The 19,504-nt window shown below is 66.0% G+C and carries 17 protein-coding genes; 12 read left to right on the top strand and 5 right to left on the bottom strand.

What is annotated here, in order from left to right; genetic code table 11:
- The first annotated feature begins 34 nt into the window (after positions 1 to 34).
- From GRX03_RS15220 to GRX03_RS15210, 3 genes are all read left to right on the top strand, one after another.
- On the top strand, positions 35 to 2,554 hold the full coding sequence (locus tag GRX03_RS15220; RefSeq protein ID WP_159765115.1) for an efflux RND transporter permease subunit: 2,520 nt from the start codon (positions 35 to 37) through the stop codon (positions 2,552 to 2,554).
- Positions 2,555 to 2,631: 77 nt separating this feature from the next.
- Positions 2,632 to 2,991, top strand: coding sequence for a thiol-disulfide oxidoreductase DCC family protein (locus GRX03_RS15215; RefSeq protein ID WP_159765113.1), 360 nt, complete (start codon positions 2,632 to 2,634; stop codon positions 2,989 to 2,991).
- A gap of 69 nt (positions 2,992 to 3,060) precedes the next feature.
- Positions 3,061 to 3,411 (top strand): DsrE family protein, encoded by a 351-nt coding sequence (locus GRX03_RS15210; RefSeq protein WP_159765111.1) that lies wholly within the window; start codon positions 3,061 to 3,063, stop codon positions 3,409 to 3,411.
- Between the two features lie 24 nt (positions 3,412 to 3,435).
- On the opposite strand, the gene GRX03_RS15205 is transcribed toward GRX03_RS15210, so the two are convergent.
- Positions 3,436 to 3,792: a DUF488 domain-containing protein gene (locus GRX03_RS15205; protein WP_159765109.1), complete on the bottom strand. Its 357-nt coding sequence runs from the start codon at positions 3,790 to 3,792 to the stop codon at positions 3,436 to 3,438.
- A 25-nt stretch (positions 3,793 to 3,817) separates the two neighbouring features.
- Positions 3,818 to 4,801, bottom strand: a complete 984-nt coding sequence (locus tag GRX03_RS15200; RefSeq protein ID WP_159765107.1) for a hypothetical protein — start codon at positions 4,799 to 4,801, stop codon at positions 3,818 to 3,820.
- A gap of 127 nt (positions 4,802 to 4,928) precedes the next feature.
- On the opposite strand from GRX03_RS15200, the gene GRX03_RS15195 reads away from it, so the two are divergent.
- Positions 4,929 to 5,426 carry a molybdopterin-dependent oxidoreductase gene (locus GRX03_RS15195; RefSeq protein ID WP_159765105.1) on the top strand — a complete coding sequence of 166 codons (498 nt, stop codon included), beginning with the start codon at positions 4,929 to 4,931 and terminating at the stop codon, positions 5,424 to 5,426.
- Positions 5,427 to 5,432: 6 nt separating this feature from the next.
- Here the strand turns inward: GRX03_RS15195 and ric are convergent, their stop codons facing one another.
- The gene (gene ric / locus GRX03_RS15190) at positions 5,433 to 6,131 is read right to left on the bottom strand and encodes an iron-sulfur cluster repair di-iron protein (protein WP_159765103.1); all 699 of its coding nucleotides are present in this window, start codon (positions 6,129 to 6,131) and stop codon (positions 5,433 to 5,435) included.
- Positions 6,132 to 6,195: 64 nt separating this feature from the next.
- Positions 6,196 to 6,483, bottom strand: a complete 288-nt coding sequence (locus GRX03_RS15185) for a hypothetical protein (protein WP_159765101.1) — start codon at positions 6,481 to 6,483, stop codon at positions 6,196 to 6,198.
- Between the two features lie 245 nt (positions 6,484 to 6,728).
- Between GRX03_RS15185 and GRX03_RS15180 the strand changes: the two genes are divergently transcribed.
- From GRX03_RS15180 to GRX03_RS15165, 4 genes are read left to right on the top strand one after another with little or no spacing between them, the layout of a single operon-like run.
- The gene (locus GRX03_RS15180; protein WP_159765099.1) at positions 6,729 to 8,726 is read left to right on the top strand and encodes a hydantoinase/oxoprolinase family protein; all 1,998 of its coding nucleotides are present in this window, start codon (positions 6,729 to 6,731) and stop codon (positions 8,724 to 8,726) included.
- Positions 8,719 to 10,338 (top strand): hydantoinase B/oxoprolinase family protein, encoded by a 1,620-nt coding sequence (locus GRX03_RS15175; protein ID WP_368278555.1) that lies wholly within the window; start codon positions 8,719 to 8,721, stop codon positions 10,336 to 10,338. Before GRX03_RS15180 ends, GRX03_RS15175 begins: the two co-directional genes overlap by 8 nt.
- A 50-nt stretch (positions 10,339 to 10,388) precedes the next feature.
- Entirely contained in the window at positions 10,389 to 11,294 is a 906-nt protein-coding gene (locus tag GRX03_RS15170) for an MBL fold metallo-hydrolase (protein ID WP_159765097.1), read from the top strand.
- Between the two features lie 53 nt (positions 11,295 to 11,347).
- A complete protein-coding gene (locus tag GRX03_RS15165) occupies positions 11,348 to 12,772 on the top strand; it encodes an alpha/beta hydrolase (RefSeq protein ID WP_159765095.1) in 1,425 nt (474 codons plus the stop codon).
- On the opposite strand, the gene GRX03_RS15160 is transcribed toward GRX03_RS15165, so the two are convergent.
- Positions 12,769 to 14,445 (bottom strand): Hvo_1808 family surface protein, encoded by a 1,677-nt coding sequence (locus tag GRX03_RS15160; protein WP_159765093.1) that lies wholly within the window; start codon positions 14,443 to 14,445, stop codon positions 12,769 to 12,771. The genes GRX03_RS15165 and GRX03_RS15160 overlap by 4 nt on opposite strands.
- A gap of 171 nt (positions 14,446 to 14,616) precedes the next feature.
- Here GRX03_RS15160 and GRX03_RS15155 point away from each other — a divergent pair, with 171 nt between their 5' ends.
- The 4 genes from GRX03_RS15155 (at position 14,617) to GRX03_RS15140 (ending at position 19,415) form a co-directional block, all read left to right on the top strand.
- Positions 14,617 to 16,557 carry an ABC transporter ATP-binding protein gene (locus tag GRX03_RS15155; RefSeq protein ID WP_159765091.1) on the top strand — a complete coding sequence of 647 codons (1,941 nt, stop codon included), beginning with the start codon at positions 14,617 to 14,619 and terminating at the stop codon, positions 16,555 to 16,557.
- Between the two features lie 64 nt (positions 16,558 to 16,621).
- Positions 16,622 to 17,947: a cytochrome P450 gene (locus GRX03_RS15150; RefSeq protein ID WP_368278554.1), complete on the top strand. Its 1,326-nt coding sequence runs from the start codon at positions 16,622 to 16,624 to the stop codon at positions 17,945 to 17,947.
- A 45-nt stretch (positions 17,948 to 17,992) separates the two neighbouring features.
- Complete coding sequence (locus tag GRX03_RS15145) at positions 17,993 to 18,529, top strand: hypothetical protein (RefSeq protein ID WP_159765089.1); 537 nt, start codon at positions 17,993 to 17,995, stop codon at positions 18,527 to 18,529.
- Positions 18,530 to 18,608: 79 nt separating this feature from the next.
- Positions 18,609 to 19,415, top strand: a complete 807-nt coding sequence (locus tag GRX03_RS15140; RefSeq protein WP_159765087.1) for an SDR family NAD(P)-dependent oxidoreductase — start codon at positions 18,609 to 18,611, stop codon at positions 19,413 to 19,415.
- The last annotated feature ends 89 nt before the right edge of the window (positions 19,416 to 19,504 follow it).

The following is a 19,504-nucleotide window of genomic DNA, read 5'->3' as shown; positions in this document are numbered from 1 at the left end:
CCAGGGAAGACCGTATCGTTCTCTCTACGTACAGATGCGAGACAGATTGGGACAGGTGATCGATTTCGTCACCGAACACAACAGGGTGACCTTGGCCGTACTGTTGGTGGTAACGGGGGCCGTCGCCGCCGGAATCCCGCAACTCGACACCTCCAGTCAGGCGGGCGGATCGGCGGAGCAGTTCGAGGACCTCGACCGAGTACAGGCACAGCAGTACATCCAGGAACAGTACACGAACAGTTCCGAACAACAGACCAACCGCACGATACAGCCGGTGTACGTCCGAAACGAGGGCGGAAATGTCCTCTCGCGCGAGTCGCTGCTCGACGGCCTGCGGTACCAGCGAGAGATTACGAGCGACCCGGACGTGCAGGCGGCGTTACACGAGCAGGGGGTTCGTGGGATCGAGAATCTGGTCGCCAGCCGGTTGGCCGGTGATGCGAATGCGAGCCTCGACGAGCAGATCCAGGCACTGTCGAACGCGACCGATTCGCAGGTGAGAAGCGCCGTCGGTCAACTGCTCGCGGAGAACCCCCGCGCCCAGCAGTTCCTCCCGACGGACCACGGCACAGCCACCACGTCGACGGACAGGCGGCTGATCGTCGTACTCGATACGGGACCGGGTACCAGCCAACAGGACCGCGACGAGGCGGGAACGGCGCTGTACGAGAGAACCAACGAGTACTCCGAGGCCGGATTTTTCGTCCTGAACAGCGACGCGTACCAGGAGGCGAATCAGCACTTCTTCGGTGAGATGGTCGAACTCGTGTTGCCGGTCGCGCTGCTGGTCATTCTGAGTATCCTCGTCTTCGCGTACCGCGACCTCATCGACGTCGTCGTCGGGATGACCGGCGTCGTTCTCTCGGTGCTGTGGACGTTCGGTCTGCTGGGTTGGCTCGGCGTCGAAGCCGGGACGATCAGTATCGTCCCGGTCGTCCTCATTTCGGGACTGAGCATCGACTTCGGTTTCCACATCTTCAACCGGTACCGCGAGCAGCGCGGTCCCGGCGACGGAATCCGCGCACCGATGAACCGCGGCGTCCGGTTAGTCACGACGGCACTGATCCTCGTGACGGTCACGGCCGCAATCGGCTTTCTGGCGAATCTCGCGAATCCGCTGCCGGTGATCCGGGACCTGGGGGTGAGCATCACGCTCGGAGTCGTCTCGGCGCTCGTCATCTTCGTCACGGTCGTGCCGGCGCTGAAGATCAGCATCGACGGCCTACTCGAACGGATCGGACTCGACCGCCGGAAGGCGGCACTCGGCCACGGGACGTATCTCCGGCCGGTCCTCGAATCGAGCGTGACTCTCGCCCGGCGCGCGGCGCCGGCCGTACTCGTCGCCGCCGTCATCCTCGGCGGGGTCGGGGGACTGGCGTGGACCGAACTCAACGAGGAGAGCTATCAGCAGCCAGACGCCGACGTTGCGGAGTGGAAACAGCAACTGCCCGGCCCGCTCGGCTGGGAGCCGAGTGAGGTCCGCCAGCAACAACAGCACGTCAGCGAGATCTATCAGCCGGCGGACGAAAACGACGCGATTCGATCGCAGATACTGATTCGAGACGGCGTCACGAGCGATAGCACTCTCAAAGACATCGACGCCGGCGTTCGCCAGATCGATCGAGAGGGGCTACTCGTCACGCAGTCGACCGTCCAACCGGTTCGGTCCCCAGTGACTGCGATGAACGCCGTCGCCGAGGAGAACGAGAGTTTCGCCGCCGTTCTGGAGGCTCACGATACGAACGACGACGGGATTCCGGATACCGACCTCAAAACGGTGTACGACGCCTTCTACGCGGCCGACAGCGCCACCGCCGAGCAGGTGCTCGAACGGACCAACGGCGAGTACCGCTCGATACTGGTGACGCTCTCGCTGAATGCGGATTTCTCCGACGGCAGCGAAGTCGTCCCGAGACTCGCCGACGGAGCCGCGACGATGGAGGGCGAGGGAGAGCGAACCGCGACCGTCGCCGGGTCGCTGGCGGTCAACGACGCCGTGTTGGACTCGATCATCGGCGGCATCGTCCTGACGATGCTGATCGCCCTGCTCGCGATTGCGGTCACGCTGGTGGCCGTCTTCTGGTCGATGCACGGCAGCGCCAGCCTCGGTGCGGTCGTCGCCGTCCCGATCACGCTCGTCGTCGGACTCGTCGTCGTCGGGATGTTCGTTCTCGACATCCCGCTGACACTGCTGACGGCGCTGTTGATGAGTCTCGTGATCGGGCTCGGCGTCGACTACAACATCCACGTGGGTGACCGATTCGCAGACGAACTCGACGCCGGAGCGGAGCCGATCGAGGCGCTCCGGGCGGCGGTCACGGGAACTGGCGGTGCACTGCTCGGGAGCACGCTCACCTCCGCCGGCGCGTTCGCGACTATCGGGCTGGTCCCGCAGCCGCAACTGCAGAGTTTCGCCGCCATCGTCGTCATCGCGCTGGTCACCTCGTTTCTGGTGAGCCTGATCGTGTTGCCGAGTCTGCTCCTGCTGTGGAGTCGATACACCGACGGCGTCCTCAGCGTCGCCCCCGACGCCGAACCGACGCCGCAGGACTGAGATGAACGACTACCCGGACGGAACTCGGAGAACCAGCGTTCCAGTACGCTCAAGAGTCGACACACCAACAACGGAGTATGGCTGCGCCACGGCTCGTGTACGACGACGACTGCGGCTTCTGCATGTACTGCGTCCGGTGGCTGCTCCGGTTCGGGGAGTTCGAGCCGGTCGGCTTCGGCGAGTTGACGCCCGACCAGAAGGCCCGCTTGCCCGAGGAGTACGACAACTGTATGCATCTGTTGACCGACGACGCCGTCTACTCCTGCGGTGAAGCCGCCGAGCAGTCCCTCGCACACTGCGGGCGTGTCGGGGCGGCTCTCGCGGGACTCGCGCGACAGCTCCCCTACTGGGAGCGGCTTCGAGAGCGAGGGTATCGGTTCGTCGCCGACCGTCGGGCAATCTGGGGTCGGTTCCGGTCCTGTCCGAATGTCGAGTAAGCGTCGCGGCGGACAACAGGAGAAGATGTTCGCGAGGGGGCGTATCCCGCGGGCGACGCTCTAGCCGGTATGGGGAAACACGCGTTTCTGTTGCTCTCGCCGCCGGAAAACCCGGGTCGAATCGCGAATCCGCTCGAATACGCCTCGCAGCTGGATGATGCGGGCCACGAGGTCGTCGTCTGGTTCGACGGCGGCGCGACGTTCTGGTTCGAGGACCTGTCGAGCCGTCCCGAACCCGCGCTCGATGCGTACCGGACGGCCCGCGAGCGCGGGCTGATCGCCGGCGTCTGCAACCACTGTGCGACGCACAAGGGCGTCGTCGGGGCCGTCGAGGACGAAGGATTCGAGATCACCGGCGAGGACCACCAGCCCGCTGTCGACGACCTCGTCGAAGGGGGGTTCAAACTACACGTCGTCTAACGCCTCAGCAGATCAAGCGGGAGGTCACTCCTCCAGTCGGTCGTCCAGGTACTCCGCCAGGACGACGGCGTTGTTGTGCTGTTCGTCGGTCGCGGCGTACAGAAGCGTGAGCGTGCCCGACCGGGCGGAGTCGAGCAGGTCTCGAACCAATTCGGGGCGATCGGCGAGTTCGTCGCGATACCGCTCGCGGAACCCCCCGAAGCGCTCCGGGTCGTGGTCGAACCACTCCCGAAGTTCTTCGCTCGGCGCAATCTCTTTGTGCCAGTCGTCTAGCTGGGCCTGTTCTTTCGAGACGCCGCGAGGCCACAGGCGGTCGACGAGAACCCGCCGGCCGTCATCGGGGGACGGCTCCTCGTAGATCCGTTTCGTCCTGATTGTCATGGGGGGATGTTGGTCGAGAGTACTGTTAAATACCGTCTCTCTCCGGCCGTTTTCTGAAAACGTACGTGTCGAGCGGCGCGCCCAGTTCCGAGGGGACCGACTCCCAGTTGCTCGCTCCAGCGGTGGTTGACTCCGGGTCTCGGGTCGGACCCAGCGAGGCAGGCGCAGTCGTCCGGTCAACGGATCCGGGACTCTCTGCGGAGACGACACCGAACAGTTCCATCTCACGGAGGGCGGCGACGTGATCAGCGGACTCCAGGTGGTTGTTCGCGAGCACCCAGCCACCCGGCCGCAACCACCGTCTGACGATGGGTTCCTCGATCAGTCCGGCGTTGCGGAAGATAATCACGTCGGCGCGGGTGGACAGGTCGTGTCCCGTCGCGTCCGCAGCGACTGCCTCGTACCCGGCGCGTCGGAGGTCGGCCATCGCCGCCGTATCGACATCCGCGTAGATGACGCGACTCCGCGGAACGGCCGCCGACGGACTCACGTCGTGACCCGAGCCCGGATAGTAGACAACCTCGGGAGAGAGTCCGAACTCGTCGACGACGGTCTCGTACTGGACGATTCGATCCTCGAACTGGACCGGCGAGGAGCCCGCGTTCATCGACACGAGCGCCGCTGGACACATCCGTTCCGGGAGTTCGTACCCCGAGTCCGGATCGTACCCCGTCGCGTGGACTCGCACGGCGGCCTGCCGGATCGTCTCTGTTTCGTCGACGACGGTCTCCCAGTCTGGCTGGTCGCGCTCGCGTGCTCGCTCGACGTACCGGGATTCGAGCCGTCGCCCCTCCAGGTAGAGATCCTGAACGCGGTTCGCAAGTGCGACACCTGCCGGTGTCTGGGAGTCGACCGTCCCGAGGATGGTGTCGAGACAGGTGCGAATCTCCGCGGGCACGGCGGCGCAGCCGGTCCCGACCAGGCCGGCGTCGACGATCCGGTCGTAGCACTCCAGCGCGGTGTCGATCCGGTCGGCCTGTGCGTCGAGGTCGGCGGCGGTGACTGACATCGGAGATCGTAGGGTTCGCCCTTCTGTGAAGTACTCTCTGTGCTCCCGTATCGGCCGCGGCGAAGATGTACGCGACCGGATTTTTGTCGAGAGCGACCAACCCTGAAGGACGAGTGAGGCGACACGGATGACAGATCTCGAAACGCACGAGGTGCCGGCGTCGGTATCGACCGACGACTGGCGACTCCAGATCACGGGTGCCGTCGAACGGCCCCGTCAGTACACGGAAGGAGAGATTCGCGAGTCCAGACTGGAGACGTTCACGCAGGATTTCGAGTGTGTCGAGGGGTGGGTCGCGACGGGGCTGGACTGGAAGGGGGTTCGGGTCGGGACGCTCCTGGACGAGGCCGATCCCGTCGACGAGGGGTACGGACTGGTCAGATCGATGGACGAGGGCTACGCCTGTTCGTTCCGTCTCGACCGACTGCGGGACGCCGTCGTCGCTCTCGAAGTCGACGGCGAAGCGCTGCCCGTCGAACACGGCGGCCCGGCCCGCCTCGTCCCCACTGACGACGGGCGGGACTGCTGGGAGAGCGTCAAGTGGGTCACGGAGATTCAGATCTCCGAGGAGGAGCCGACTAAAGACGACACCGCCAGCGACATCGCTCTGTCACGGATCGACTGACGGAACTCACGCGTCGACCATCGACTCCACCTCGGGGAAGAGGACGTTGTTCTCCCTGTGTACGTGCATGTGAGTGTCCTCTTCGAGGTCTTCCAGTCGCGCGAGCATACTCCGGTAACTCGGACAGGCGTCGTCGGGCACCTCGTAGCCGTTGGTCAGTTCTGCGATCCGGTCGAGTCGCGCCGCCGTCTCCTCGTGATCGCTCTCGTAGTGATCCAGTTCGGCCCTGAGCGTCGCCCGCTCGTCGGCGGAGAGTTCCTCCCCGCGGTCGAGTTTGCGGATGATCGGGAAGCCCTCCTCCTCTTCTTCGGCGATGTGCTCGCGCATCTCCTCGGCCAGGTCGGGAAACAGCGAGTCGACCTCGCGGAGTTCGGGGTGGTCGTCACCGTGGACGCGGCTGACCGTCTCGACGAGTTCCTCCAGGTCGGGGAGTTCCTCCCGGAGGTACTCGTGGTGGGTCTCGACGATGTACTCGACGAGTTCGGACGGCGTCTCCCACTCCGGTTGGTCGTCGCCGTCGTCGATATCACGCAAGGCCTCACGGACCTCCTCGACCGACAGATCCTCCTTCGCGCAGGCTGTCGCGAGCGATTCGTCGCCGCCACAACAGTAATCGAGATCGAACGACTCGAAGACGCGGGCGTACTGTGGCTGTTCAGCGACCAGTGCACCGAGCTCTCGCTCCGGGTCGATATCGGTAGACATTCTATCGGGAGCCAGTTCAGGGCGGACGAGCGTAGAGAACACGCCGAATATCTTCGTCAGCGGATCACTCTTCGACGGCGGTCCGGACGAGATACGGTCCGTCCCAGTCGTTGACCCAGTCGGGCGCGGCCGGATGGTCGCGCAGCCGATTCGCCTCGTAGGATTCGTCCGGGTAGACTGCCCCGGTGTCGTCGGTCACGTCCGCGCGCGGGACCGCGAAGGTCACCGGCTCGCGGTCCTCGGCGTCGACGAGTTGTCTGCGACCCCACTCGTGGGCCTGTCCCGGCGCGTCGACCCACTCCTGAGGATGGAACTGTACGAGTACGTCCGACTCGGTCTCGGTCCCTGTCATGACTCCGGGTTCGAGAGCGAACGACATATCGGGCCCGTCGAACACCTTCGGGACACGCGGAGGTATCGACGGCACTCGTCGCGGGTCCGTGTCGTGATCTTAAGTCGGTCCGGTGTCGAATGCAACTATGACGAGCGAGCGAACGACAGTCACGCCCGAGTATTTATTTCTGGGTGTGAATGCGGGTCAGCAGGGCAGCAGAGAGGCCGGGGTTTGCCTCCCCGGTCATCGAGAAGGTGGTGTCGATGGGTGAGCGATCGATCGGGGTCGATGTCGGCGGGACGTTCACGGACGTGACCCTCTCGCTGGACGGGGAACTCGTGACGGCGAAGGTCCCGACCACGGCCGATCAGAGCGAGGGGGTCATCGCCGGGATCGAGAAAGCGTGTGCGGAGGCCGGGATCGATCCACAGACAATCGACGAGTTCACACACGCGATGACCGTCTCGGTCAACGCCCTGCTCGAGGAAGACGGCGCGGAGACGGCCCTGGTCACGACGGAGGGCTTCCGGGACGTGCTGGAGATCGGTCGACAGGATCGGCCGTCGCTGTACGATCTCGACGCCGAGAAACCGACGCCACTGGTCCCGAGACACCGCCGCTTCGAGGTCGACGAGCGGGTGACGACCGACGGCGTCGAGCGGCCGGTCGACGAGGAACAGGTCCGGGGGGTCGCCGCGGATCTGCGCGAGTCGGACGTGGAGTCGGTCGCAGTCTCGCTGCTGCACGCCTACGCCCACCCGGAGAACGAGCGGCGGGTCGCGGAGATCCTGCGAGCGGAACTCGACGTGCCCGTCTCGGCCTCCCACGAGGTGTTAGCCGAGTTCCGGGAGTACGAGCGCACCTCCACCACTGTCGTCGACGCCTACGTGCGGCCGGCGATCGATCGGTACCTCGGCCGCCTCTCCGAGCGGGCGCGGGAGTTGGGCGTGCCCGAACCGCAGATCATGCAGGCGAACGGGGGGATCACGGACGCGGAGACCGCCAGAGAAAACGCCGTGACGACGGTCCTGTCGGGGCCGGCGGCGGGGGTCGTCGGCGCGGGCGCGATGGCGAGCGAGGACGCATCCGGACTCGTTACCTTCGACATGGGAGGGACCTCCAGTGACGTGAGCCTCGTTCAGGACGGGACGGTCGAACGAACGACCGAGGGCAGCATCAACGACCGGCCGATCAGGACGCCGATGGTCGACATCGAGACTGTCGGGGCGGGCGGCGGGTCGATTGCCTGGGTCGACGCCGGCGGCGCGCTCCGAATCGGCCCCCGCTCGGCCGGGGCCGATCCCGGACCCGCCTGTTACGGCCACGGCGGAACGGAGCCGACGGTCACGGACGCCAACCTCGTTCTGGGATATATCGGTGAAAGCACCAGCCTCGGCGGGGAGTTGTCCCTCGACGCCGACGCCGCGTACGATACCCTGGAGGGCCTCGCCGCGGAGGCCGGACTCGACGGGCCGCAGGCGGCCGCACGCGGCGTCTACCGGGTCGCGAACGCGAACATGACACGCGCGATCCGGTCGGTGACCGTCGAGCGCGGGTACGACCCACGAACGTTCGGACTCGTGGCCTTCGGCGGCGCGGGACCGATGCACGCGATGGCGATTGCCGACAGCCTCGACATCGACCGGGTGGTCGTTCCGCGGGCCTCGGGCGTCCTGTCGGCGTACGGTCTGTTGACCGCCGACGAGAAGCGAGACGCGGTGCGAACCTACCAGCGGGCGCTGTCCGCGGTCGATCCGGACAGCGTCGACGCCGTCTACGAGGACCTGTCGGCGGAGCTACTGGCCGAGGTCAGCGACCGGGAGGCCGCGACGGTGCAGTGTGCGGCGGACCTGCGGTACGCCGGCCAGAGCTTCGAACTCACCGTCGACATCGAACGGCCGTTCGGCGCGGACAGCGCCCGCGAGGCGTTCACGTCGGCCCACGAATCCGCGTACGGCTACCGGGCCGACGAACCGGTGGAACTCGTGAACTGCCGGGTGACGACCGTCGTGTCACGCAGCGGCCCGACAATCGAGTACGCGGCGGACGGTGAGCCACAGCGCGGATCGCGCGAGGCCGTCTTCGGCGAGGAGCGCCGCGAGACGCCGGTCTACGGGCGCGAGCAGTTGCCGCCCGGCGGGAGGATAGAGGGACCGGCGATCATCGAGGGCGACGAGAGCACGGTAGTCGTTCCGCCGGCCTGGGATGTGCGGGTCGGAGACGACGGGACGCTGATAGCGGAGGTGGGCACGGGTGAGTGACGAACAGAGCGCAGCGGGGAGCGAGGAGATCGATCCGGTGACTCTGGAGATTCTCCGGAACCAACTAGAAAGCGTCGCCACGGAGATGGGCCACGTGCTCATCCGCGGGGCCTATTCCCCGAACATCAAGGAGCGTCAGGACTGTTCGACGGCGCTGTTCGACGCCTCCGGGCGGATGGTCGCCCAGGCCGAACACATCCCGGTACACCTCGGAGCGATGCCGGACGCGGTCGAGACCGTCCGCGAGCAGAATCCCAGGCCCGGCGACGTGTTCATCGTCAACGACCCGTTCACCGGCGGCACCCATCTGCCGGACATCACGCTCGTGTCGACGATTGCCCCCGACGACGAGGTGATCGGGTTCGCGGTCTCGCGGGCGCATCACGCTGACGTCGGCGGGAGCACCCCCGGAAGCATGCCGCCCGGAGCGCGGGAACTGTACGAGGAGGGGCTACGACTGCCCGCGGTGCGACTCGTCGACGGCGGCGAAGCGAACGAGGCGGTACACGACCTGATCCGGGCGAACGTCCGGACGCCGGACGAACGCGAGGCCGACCTCCGGGCACAGCGGGCCGCGAACGACCGGGCCGAGCAACGGATCGGCGAACTCCTCGCAGAGCACGGGTCGACGCTGCTCGACGCGTTCGACGCCGTGATCGAGTACTCACGCGAGCGCGTCGAGGCGGAACTGGGCGACCTGCCGGACGGAACCTACCGGGCGCGAGACGTGCTCGAAGGCGACGGCGTGACCGGCGACGACATCCCGATCGACGTGGCCGTCACGATCGACGGGCCGTCGATCACCGTCGATTTCGCCGGGACGGCCGATCAGGTCGAAGGCAACCTGAACGCGCCGCTGTCGGTCGCGAAAAGCGCCGTCTACTTCGTGGTCCGAGCGATCACCGACCCGGAGATCCCACCGAACCACGGCTGTTACGAACCGGTGACCGTCTCCGCCCCGGCGGGGTCGGTACTCAATCCGGAGCCACCCGCAGCGGTCGTCGGCGGCAACGTCGAGACGAGCCAGCGGGTCATGGACGTCACGCTCGCTGCGCTGGCCGAGGCCATCCCGAAGGCCGTGCCCGCGGGCGGACAGGGGACGATGAACAACCTCATCATCGGGGATCGCAGCGGCGAGTTCACCTACTACGAGACCATCGGCGGCGGGTTCGGTGCCCGCCCGAACAAGGACGGGATGGACGGGGTTCAGGTGGGAATGACGAACACGCTCAACACGCCCGTCGAGGCGATGGAGACTGAGTACCCTCTACGTGTCGAGCGATACGCCCTGCGGCCGAACAGCGGCGGCGACGGGCGGTATCGAGGCGGGTTGGGAATCGAGCGATCAGTCACCGTCGAAACGGACGCGACCGTGTCGCTGCTGACAGAGCGCCGTCGGACAGCGCCCGCAGGCATCGACGGCGGGGAGGACGGCACTCGCGGGCGGAATCTGATCGACGGCGAGACCGTGCCGGCGAAGACATCGGTAGACGTGGAGTCGGGAACGACAGTCTCGGTACTGACCCCGGGCGGCGGCGGTCACGGCGACCCGGACGACCGGGATCCGGAGGCGCGGGCGCGGGACCGACGGGACGGGAAAGTCGACGACTGAGACACCCGGCGAGCAAATCATTCTTACCCCCTGCCTGTGGTAGGTCGGGTATGGAGTACGAGCGTCTCGAACTGTTCCAGCCACACTACGGGACGGTGAACATCTACCGGATCGGGGACACCCTCGTCGACACCGGACACCCCTGTCCCGAGTCCCGTAAATCCGTACGGGAGGCCCTCGACGGACCGCTCGCGGGGATCGATCGAGTGGTACTGACACACCCGCACATCGATCACGTCGGCGGCTGTCTCACCATCGACGACCTCTCCGCGCTCCCGGTCACGGTCTTCGAGGGAACCGACGAAATCCTCCGGTCGTTCGAGTCGTACCTGCGGGACGCCCGCGAGGAGATGGCGACGTTCGGGTCGGGGCTGACCGACGGCGAACCGCAGGTCGACGACCGCTACTTTCCGGTCGACATCGAGTACGCGACCGACGACGTTGAAGTCGAACAGGTCGCAAGCGCCGGTGATACCGTCTCCGTCGGCCCGTACGACTGCGAGGTGATCCACACGCCGGGGCACTCACAACAGCACATGTCCCTGTATCACGAGTCCTCCGGCGTGATGCTCTCCGGCGATATCGTCTCGACGAACGGCCACTTCATGTACGGACCGCTACACTGGGATATCGGCGCGTACAAGACCGGACTGAAGCGGATCCGCGAGTGCGAGCCCGAACTACTGTTGCCCGGCCACGGCGATCCGATGGACGACCCCGCCGAGCGCGTCGAGGACGCGCTCGAAAAGGCCGAACGGGCCGAGCAGGCGGTCCTGTCGGTCGTCCGAGAGCAGGGCCCGATTCCGGCACACGACCTCGCCGTCGAGGCGCTCGAGGCGACGGAGACAACCGTCCAGTTTCTCACGAACGTCGCGTCGGCGTACGCGATTCACCTCGCCGAGGCGGGCGAGATCGAAGTCGAACGGCGGCCCTACGTCGTCGCCCGGCCGCGGTGAACGCGAGTTCACACAACCCTCTTTTTTTTCTCCCGTGCAAGTGACGGTACAAGATGGATCGAAGGGAGTATCTGGCCGCCGTCGGAACGGTCGGAGTCGGTGCTCTCGCCGGCTGTTCGGGGACCGACAGCCCCGGAGAGACGGGGGACAGCGCCGACAACGAGACCGACGGGTCGGCGGACACACAGCCCGACCAGCCGACTGACGGACAGCCGAGGGGGTCCGACCCGGCGGCGCTTCGGCGGCGGGCACGGGCGTTCGTTGAACTGCTTCTCGACGGGTCGTTCGACGCCGCCTACGAGCGCGTCTCGGAGTCGTTCGCAGAGAGCGTGCCACAACAGACCCTCCGACAGCAGTGGAGCCAGACGGTCGACCCGCTGGGTTCGTTCGAGGGGTTCGCGTCGACGACGTATCGCGGGTCGCGTCGCGGGCTGGAGATCGTCGAGTTGGCGGGAGAGTTCGCGGACGGCGGGCTCACCTTCCAGGTGCAGTTCGGTGACGAGGCAATCGGGGGATTCCGGTTCACCCCGGGCGTCTGGTCGCCGCCGGAGTACGTCGATCAGTCGGCGTTCAGCGAGGAGCTACTGGCGATGCAGGCGACGGGAGACTGCGAGATAAGCGCGACGCTGACTCTGCCCGAGGGGAGCGGCTCCGTCCCCGGAGTCGTGCTCGTTCACGGCAGCGGCGACCAGGGCCGCGACCAGCGAGCCGGCCCGAACCGGACGTTCAAGGAACTCGCCTGGGGGCTGGCGACCCGGGGGATTGCGGTGTTGCGATACGATCAGCGAACGGTCGCCTGCGAGGTAGACCGGACCGAGGCGACCGTCGACGACCTGATCACCGACGACGCGCTGACGGCCATCGAACGACTGGCCGCCCGAGAGCGCGTCGACAGCGTGTTCGTCGTGGGTCACAGCCTCGGCGGACGGCTGGCACCGCGGATCGCCGCCCGGTCCGAGCGCGTCGCGGGCGTGGTCATGATCGCACCGCTCGCAGAGCCGATTCACGAGGCGATTGTGCGCCAGACGGAGTATCAACTCGATCTCGCGGAGAATCTCACGGAGACACAGCGCGAGCGACGACTCTCAGGCGTCGAGGCGTTAGCCGAACGGATTCGGACGCTCTCGATTGGGGAAGACGAAACGATCAACCTCGGCGGGGGTGCCCGCGGGCGGCCGTTCTTCCGGACGCTTCAGGAGTACGACCACCTCAGTACGGCCGCGGAGTTGTCGGTGCCGCGGCTCATCCTCCAGGGCGAGCGGGACTTTCTCGTCACCGTCGAGGACGACCTGATGCTCTGGGAGAACGCGCTGGCCGGTGAGTCGACCGTCGAGATCATTCGCTACGAGAATCTGAACCACCGACTGCAACCGGGAGAGGGGATGTCGACCCCCTCGGAGTGGACGCAGCCCACCCCGGTCGCTGAGACGGTCGTGAACGATATCGCGGGGTTCGTGACTGCCAACCAGTCCGGTTAGCGGCGGCGCAGCGCGCTCGCCGCGCCGACGGCGATCACCGCCAAGGCCGCCGCGAACAGACCGAATCCGGCCCCGGAGCCATCGCTGTCTTGCGCGTTGTCGGACTCGTTCGCCTCCGTGCCGTCGCTTCCGTCCTCGGAGTCGGTGCCGTCCATCGAGTCCTGTGATCCGTTCGTCTGCTGCAGCGAGATTGACTCGTGGACTGTAGTCAGGTCGTCGACGCTCGGTGCGGTCACGATCCGAACGCGGTCGTCGGTCTGTTCGACGGCGACGGCCATGTCGTACGCGTCGGTATCTAACGTGTAGACGTTCTGGTAGCCGTCGGCGAGCGTGCCGCCGCGGTATTCGAGCAGCGAACGGTACGCCTCCGCGAACTGTTCGGCGTCTCCCGCGTCCGCCCAGGCGAGTTCCCAAACGGCGGCCGTCTCGTTGTCGCCGTTCGCGTAGCCGTAGAGTTTGTCGCCGCGCCAGCCGTCGGTCTCGGGGATCCCGTAGTCGAGTTCACCGCGTCGCGGCATGAACTCCGAGAAATCCGAGATGACGCTCTGGCGGCCGTTGGTCTCGTAGTACGGCGCCACGAGGATCGCCGTCACCCCCGCTTGGCCGATGGTGTTGTACGTGAGATTGCCGCTCTGGACCCGTCGCCACGCCGAGGTACTGCGATCCGGAACCGTGATGTTAGCAGTCTCGAACTCGCCGAGGCGGTCGGGATAGATCGTCTCGGTCGTCGTCTCCGGGTAGTTCCCGAACAGGTCGTTGATCGCCTGTGTGCCCCCCGCCTGGTACCGCTGTTCGATCAGCGGCAGGGTGTACTGGAACTGCTGGTTGAGGGCGATCGCCCAGTTCGGCACCTCCGGCGGCTGACCCGGTGCCGGGATGAAACACTCCGTCGCCCATTCACCGGCAGCGCAGTTCTGTTGATACTGCTGCTGGAAGAACTGCGCGTCAGTCTCGACGACGCCAGCGGAGGAGAGATAGCCGTCGTTCGTCGGTTCCGCGAACACCGCCGCAACGTCGAAGTGCTGGTCCTGTAGCGCGTGGACCAGTTCGTGGGCGAGCGTCCCCTGGTTGAGATCCTCGACGGTCTCGTCGTCGGTGACGAAGGCCATGTACTGCTCGCTGGGGAGGTAAAACGCCGCCGGGAACGCGGTCTGTGCCTCGATGAGTTCCCGAGTCGTGTTGACCTCGTTCCCGATTGTCAGCCGTGCGGCGTACTGGGCGCGCTCGTAGAGGCGCCCCTCCGGGCTGATCTGTTCAACGGCCGGCGCAACAATCCTCTCGCGGTACTCCTCGCGGCTGATCGTTCGTAGCGGCGGAAGCCCCTCCGTGTAATCGAGACACCGCAACGCTTCGACCTGGGCGGCCGTTCGCCCGGCGAGGCGGTCCCGTTCGGTCTCGTTGAAGCCGTCCTCGGGCGTCACCTCGACGGGTTCGGTGTACCAGTACCCCTCGACCCACCCGATGACCCCCTCCGGATTCTCGGGGTCGTCGAGGTCGGACGGCGGGGTGGCGGCACACTCCCCGACGTGGTCGTCCGTGAAGACGGCAGATTGTGCAGATGCTGTGCTGTCGGTCGTCTCTCCCGGCGAGGCGGCGGCGGGTGTCACGATCACGACACCGAACGCGACGAGCGCGATGGCGAACAGAAGGAGTCGAGTTCCGTCCCGTCTCATCCGGGACCCTCCTCGACCGTGAGTCGCTGTCCCTCCGGCGCTGGTCTGCGCGTCAGCATGTGTGTACCTTTGTCGTAATTCAAGTAATTGTTTCGCGGTTTCGACCGGTTTCTCGCTCTGAAACGCGGTCGTGAACGGAGGGCATTTTACCGGCTATCCGCAAAGAGGGGTATGTCAGACGACGACGGCGGGTTCGAGGATGTCCGGGAGAACATCGACGGACATCCGATACGGAGTCTCCTCGTCTACGCACTCCCCTACTGGCTTCGGCTGAGCGTCGGTGTCTTGCTGTCGTTCTGCACCCGATTCGCACGGCTCGTCCCCCCGATTGTGGTCGCGACGGCAATCGATCGGGTCATTCTGCAGTCGGGTGAACCCGGTCTACTCGCGAGCGCCGGCCTCGTGCCCGGCGGCGCGATCACCGGCGAGGCGGCACGCGTGGCGCTACTCGAACGGCTAGTCGTGATCGCGATCATCGCGTATCTGGTCCGTTCCGCGGCACGGTTCGGCTCGCGGTATCTGCTGCAGTCGACCGCCCAGAAGGTACAGCGCGACCTCCGAAACGACACCTACGACCACCTGCAACACCTCTCGATGGACTTTTTCGTCTCTCATCAGACCGGCGGCATGATGTCGATTCTGAACAGCGACATCAACCGACTGGAGCAGTTTCTCAACACCGAGTTCCGCCAACTGATCCGCGTCGTCGCGACGGTCGGCGGCATCTCGATCATCCTCTGGACATACTCGCCGAAACTGACGCTGATCGCGCTCGCCCCGGTTCCGGTCATCGGCCTCGCGAGCGGGCTCTTTCTGAACTGGATCGAGCCACGGTACAAGTCGATCCGCGAGACGGTCGCGCGCCTGAACACGCGTCTGGAGAACAATCTCGGCGGGACGGCGGTCATCAAGACGTTCAACCGCCACGCGTTCGAGCGCGAGCGCGTCGCCGAACAGAGCCAGACGTACCACGACGAGAAAGTGTGGGCACTGCGGATCAGGCGCGCGTTTTTCGCTTCCCTCCGGCTGACGACCGGCGTCGTCTTCGTGCTCGTCCTCTACATCGGCGGCACGGATATCATCCTCGGCGATCCCGGGGCGCTGTCCGCGGGTGCGTTCGCGCTGTTTTTCCTGTACCTGCGCCGGCTGTACTCCCCGATGCGTCGGGTCGGCAAGTCCGCGAACAAGTACCAACTCGCCAAGTCAAGCGCCGAGCGCGTCTTCGGGCTGCTCGGGAAGGAGCCGACCGTGACCGAACCAGCGGAGCCGTACACCCCCGACAGCGTCGACGGGGCGGTCCGCTTCGAGAACGTCACCTTCGGCTACGGCGACCGCGAGCCGGTCATTCGCGACGTGTCTCTGGACGTGCCGGCCGGGACGACAGTCGGTCTCGCCGGCCCCACCGGAGCCGGGAAGTCGACGCTTCTGAAGCTTCTCCCTCGGTTTCACGACGTCGATGCCGGGACCGTCGCGGTCGACGGCGTGGATGTCCGGGAGTACAGCCTCGAAGCGTTGCGCTCGGAGATCGCAATCGTCGAACAGAACCCCTACCTGTTCTCCGGAACTGTCGCGGAGAACATCGCCTACGGGGACCGCGAGGTGCTGAGCGCCGAGTGGGACGAGAGCGAGGGTGTCACCGGAGACGGCCGGAACTCACGGGAGCGCATCGTCGAGGCCGCAACGGCCGCAGAAGCACACGAGTTCATCAGCGATCTGCCGGACGGCTACGACACGCTCGTGGGCGAGCGAGGGGTCAAACTCTCCGGTGGCCAGCGCCAGCGACTCGCCATCGCACGAGCGCTGCTCAACGACCCGTCGATCATCGTCTTCGACGAAGCGACCTCGGACGTGGACACCGAGACGGAGGAACTCATTCAGGAGAGCCTGAACCGCCTCATCGAGGACCGAACCGCGTTCGTCATCGCGCACCGGCTGTCGACGATCCAGTCGGCGGATCGGATCGTCGTCATGGACGACGGCGAACTCGTCGAGTCCGGAGCGCACGAGGAGTTGATCGAGAGCGACGGGGAGTACGCCGCGCTCTGGCAGGCACAGGTCGACGCGGACAGCGACGCTCGCGTGACCGAGGAGCCGCACCCACGCACGGACTGAGAGAGGGGCTACGGACGGTTACCGGCGGGCGAGGGTTTATTGAGATCAGTTCCCTATCACGGTTGTGCAAACGACGCCACCGGGGCCGCGGGGCGAACCGCTGTTCGGGAGCGGCCGGCAGTACTCCGCGGACCCACTCCGTTTCGTCGAAGAGGTCGAACGCGCGTACAACGGAATCGCCGCCTTCGAGATGGGGCCGATGGAGACCTACTTCGTCGCCGAGCCGTCGGCAATCGAGCAGATTCTCGTCGGTGATGCCGACAAGTACCGCAAACCGGACTTTCAGAGCGACACGCTGGGTGATCTGCTCGGCGACGGGCTGTTGCTCAGCGAGGGCGACACCTGGCAGAAACAGCGCCAACTCGCCAATCCAGCCTTCACCATGGGTCGACTCGCCTCCTTCGACGACCGCATCGCCGGCCACACCAGCGACCTGCTCGACCGCTGGGGCGACGGCGAGCGCCGCGACATGGAGCGAGAGATGACCCGGGTGACGATCGACGTCATCGCGGATCTGATGCTCGGCACCGAACTTTCGGAGCGACAGCTCAGCCAACTCCGGGAGAATCTCGAACCGATCGGCAGCCAGTTCGAGCCCGATCCCGTCCGGTTCGCGCTGCCGCCGTGGGTCCCCCTCCCCGGTGACCGCGCCTACCAGTCGGCCGTCTCGGCCGTCGACGAGATTGTCGAGGAGATCATCGCCGACCGCCGCGGAACGGAGGGCGATGGTGAGGGCGCGCCGATGGATCTCCTCTCGATTCTGCTGCGTGCCCAGAGCCGCGGCGAACAGTCCGCCCAGCAGCTCCGTGACGAGGTGGTGACGATGCTGCTGGCCGGCCACGACACCACGGCGCTGACGCTCACCTACACCTGGTATCTCCTCTCCGAACACCCCGAGAAACGGGAACGCCTCTACGAGGAGGTCGACAGAATCGAGGGGACGCCGACGATCGACGACGTGCAGAGCTTCGAGTACCTGGAGTGGGTCATCGACGAGGCGATGCGGCTGTACCCGCCCGTGTACACGCTGTTTCGGGAGGCCAACGAGGCGGTCGAACTGCTGGGCTACGAGATTCCCGAGGACGCGATGGTTATGCTCTCGCAGTGGGCCGTCCACCGCTCGCCGGAGTACTGGGACGACCCCGAACAGTTCCGCCCGGAGCGGTGGGCCGACCGAAACGGCCACCGGTTTTCGTACTTCCCCTTCGGCGGCGGGCCGCGTCACTGTATCGGGAAGAACCTCGCCAAACTCGAAGCGCAGATGATCGTCGCGATGGTGGCAAGCGAGTACGAGCTCTCCTACGAGGGGTCCGCGCAGTTGGAGTTGCGGCCGACGCTGACACTGCATCCGCGGGACGGCATGGAGATGGAAATCTCCCGTCGGGAGTGACCGAACCGCACGGGTTTTTGCCCCTCGACAGCCGTTGTTCGGACGATGGCGACGATCGACGCGGAGTTGATCGAGAACTACCTCGACTACTACGAACAGACACAGGGCGTGCTCCCGGAGCGACTGCACGGCTTCGGCGAGCAGTACCGCGAGCAGGGATATCTGACGCGTAATCAATTGTACGACATTGCATACGAGTCCTCGACGCGAAGCGCGTACCACGTCGAGAAGAACCCCGAGGATCGCTGTCGGCAGGTGACGGCAAACGTGCTGCTCGTCGAGGACGACTTCTCGAAACTGCAGTTGTTGACGGGACTGCGCGGGTTCAAGGCACCCACGGCCTCCTGTGTCGTGACAGCTCTCGATCCGGAGTCACACGCCGTCGTGGACACCCGCGTGTGGGCGACGCTCGAACGGTTCGGACACGTCGAGGGTCGCAAGGAGTCCTTTTCGCCGGCTGATTACGTGACGATGATCGAGCCGATCCGCGATATCGCGGCGGAGACGGGCTACACCGCCGAGGAGGTCGGGTACGCGCTGTTTGCCTACGACGACAAACACCGCGAGGGAACGCTGCACTGAGGGGCCCGGCAGACGGGAGGGTGTCCGAGGCGTCGGGAGTCCTGTGGATTTACCAGCGCGGGGTGAATATCGAGTCGGTATGGCAGATCACAGCGGATCGGGAGCGGGACAGCCAGGGGATATCGCGGAACAGTTCGACCTCTCGGGCGAAGTGGCAGTCGTGACCGGAGCGAGCCGCGGAATCGGGCGGGCAATCGCGATCGGACTGGGCGACGCGGGAGCGACGGTGGTTCCGACAGCGCGAACAGAGTCCGCACTGGAGGAGACTGTCGACGAAATCGAGGCTGTCGGCGGAGATGGACTGGCGATTACCTCCGACGTGGCCGACGACGACAGCGTCACGGCGCTGTTCGAGCGGACCGTCGAGGAGTTCGGCGGCGTCGATATTCTCGTCAACAACGCGGGGATGAACCCCGAGGCAGCACTCGGCAAACCCGAGACGATCGACGTCGAGGGATTCGACCAGACGCTGGCGGTGAATCTCCGCGGGGCTTTCCGCTGTGCGCAGGAGGCCGCGGAGTATCTACAGGACGGCGGCGGGTCGGTGGTCAACATCGCGAGCGTGGCCGGTCTGGTCGGCCTGCCGCGACAGCACCCGTACGTCGCCTCGAAGCACGGGCTCGTCGGCATGACCAAGAGTATGGCACTGGACTGGGCGCCGGACGTGCGGGTCAACGCCATCGCGCCGGGCTACGTCGAGACGGAGTTCATCGACGAGGCCTTGGAGAACGACTCGATCCGGGAGTCGCTGCTCGACCAGACGCCGCTGGATCGGTTCGCCGATCCCACCGAGATGGCCGGGCCGGCGGTCTTTCTCGCCTCCGAGGCGAGTTCGTACGTCACCGGGAGTTGTCTCACGGTCGACGGCGGCTGGACCTCGCGGTAAGGGTCTCGCCGCTCCGCCAGCGCGCGGTCGGGGTCTCGTTTCTCTCCCGGAGGGTCGAGCCGACGATTTAGGGGCCTACAGCGCGACAA

This window comes from Halovenus carboxidivorans (assembly GCF_009831575.1).
Taxonomy (GTDB): Archaea; Halobacteriota; Halobacteria; order Halobacteriales; family Haloarculaceae; genus Halovenus; species Halovenus carboxidivorans.
This window is presented reverse-complemented; position numbering and strand designations above follow the sequence as displayed.

What these genes read in the sequence shown, in the direction of transcription:
- GRX03_RS15180 (WP_159765099.1), top strand. Translation starts at nt 6,729, where the DNA reads ATGGGTGAGCGATCGATCGGGGTCGATGTCGGCGGGACGTTCACGGAC.
- GRX03_RS15210 (WP_159765111.1), top strand. Translation starts at nt 3,061, where the DNA reads ATGGGGAAACACGCGTTTCTGTTGCTCTCGCCGCCGGAAAACCCGGGT.
- GRX03_RS15170 (WP_159765097.1), top strand. Translation starts at nt 10,389, where the DNA reads ATGGAGTACGAGCGTCTCGAACTGTTCCAGCCACACTACGGGACGGTG.
- GRX03_RS15205 (WP_159765109.1), bottom strand. Translation starts at nt 3,792, where the DNA reads ATGACAATCAGGACGAAACGGATCTACGAGGAGCCGTCCCCCGATGAC.
- GRX03_RS15220 (WP_159765115.1), top strand. Translation starts at nt 35, where the DNA reads ATGCGAGACAGATTGGGACAGGTGATCGATTTCGTCACCGAACACAAC.
- GRX03_RS15160 (WP_159765093.1), bottom strand. Translation starts at nt 14,445, where the DNA reads ATGAGACGGGACGGAACTCGACTCCTTCTGTTCGCCATCGCGCTCGTC.
- GRX03_RS15185 (WP_159765101.1), bottom strand. Translation starts at nt 6,483, where the DNA reads ATGACAGGGACCGAGACCGAGTCGGACGTACTCGTACAGTTCCATCCT.
- GRX03_RS15145 (WP_159765089.1), top strand. Translation starts at nt 17,993, where the DNA reads ATGGCGACGATCGACGCGGAGTTGATCGAGAACTACCTCGACTACTAC.
- GRX03_RS15215 (WP_159765113.1), top strand. Translation starts at nt 2,632, where the DNA reads ATGGCTGCGCCACGGCTCGTGTACGACGACGACTGCGGCTTCTGCATG.
- GRX03_RS15155 (WP_159765091.1), top strand. Translation starts at nt 14,617, where the DNA reads ATGTCAGACGACGACGGCGGGTTCGAGGATGTCCGGGAGAACATCGAC.
- GRX03_RS15195 (WP_159765105.1), top strand. Translation starts at nt 4,929, where the DNA reads ATGACAGATCTCGAAACGCACGAGGTGCCGGCGTCGGTATCGACCGAC.
- GRX03_RS15200 (WP_159765107.1), bottom strand. Translation starts at nt 4,801, where the DNA reads ATGTCAGTCACCGCCGCCGACCTCGACGCACAGGCCGACCGGATCGAC.
- GRX03_RS15140 (WP_159765087.1), top strand. Translation starts at nt 18,609, where the DNA reads ATGGCAGATCACAGCGGATCGGGAGCGGGACAGCCAGGGGATATCGCG.
- GRX03_RS15165 (WP_159765095.1), top strand. Translation starts at nt 11,348, where the DNA reads ATGGATCGAAGGGAGTATCTGGCCGCCGTCGGAACGGTCGGAGTCGGT.
- ric (WP_159765103.1), bottom strand. Translation starts at nt 6,131, where the DNA reads ATGTCTACCGATATCGACCCGGAGCGAGAGCTCGGTGCACTGGTCGCT.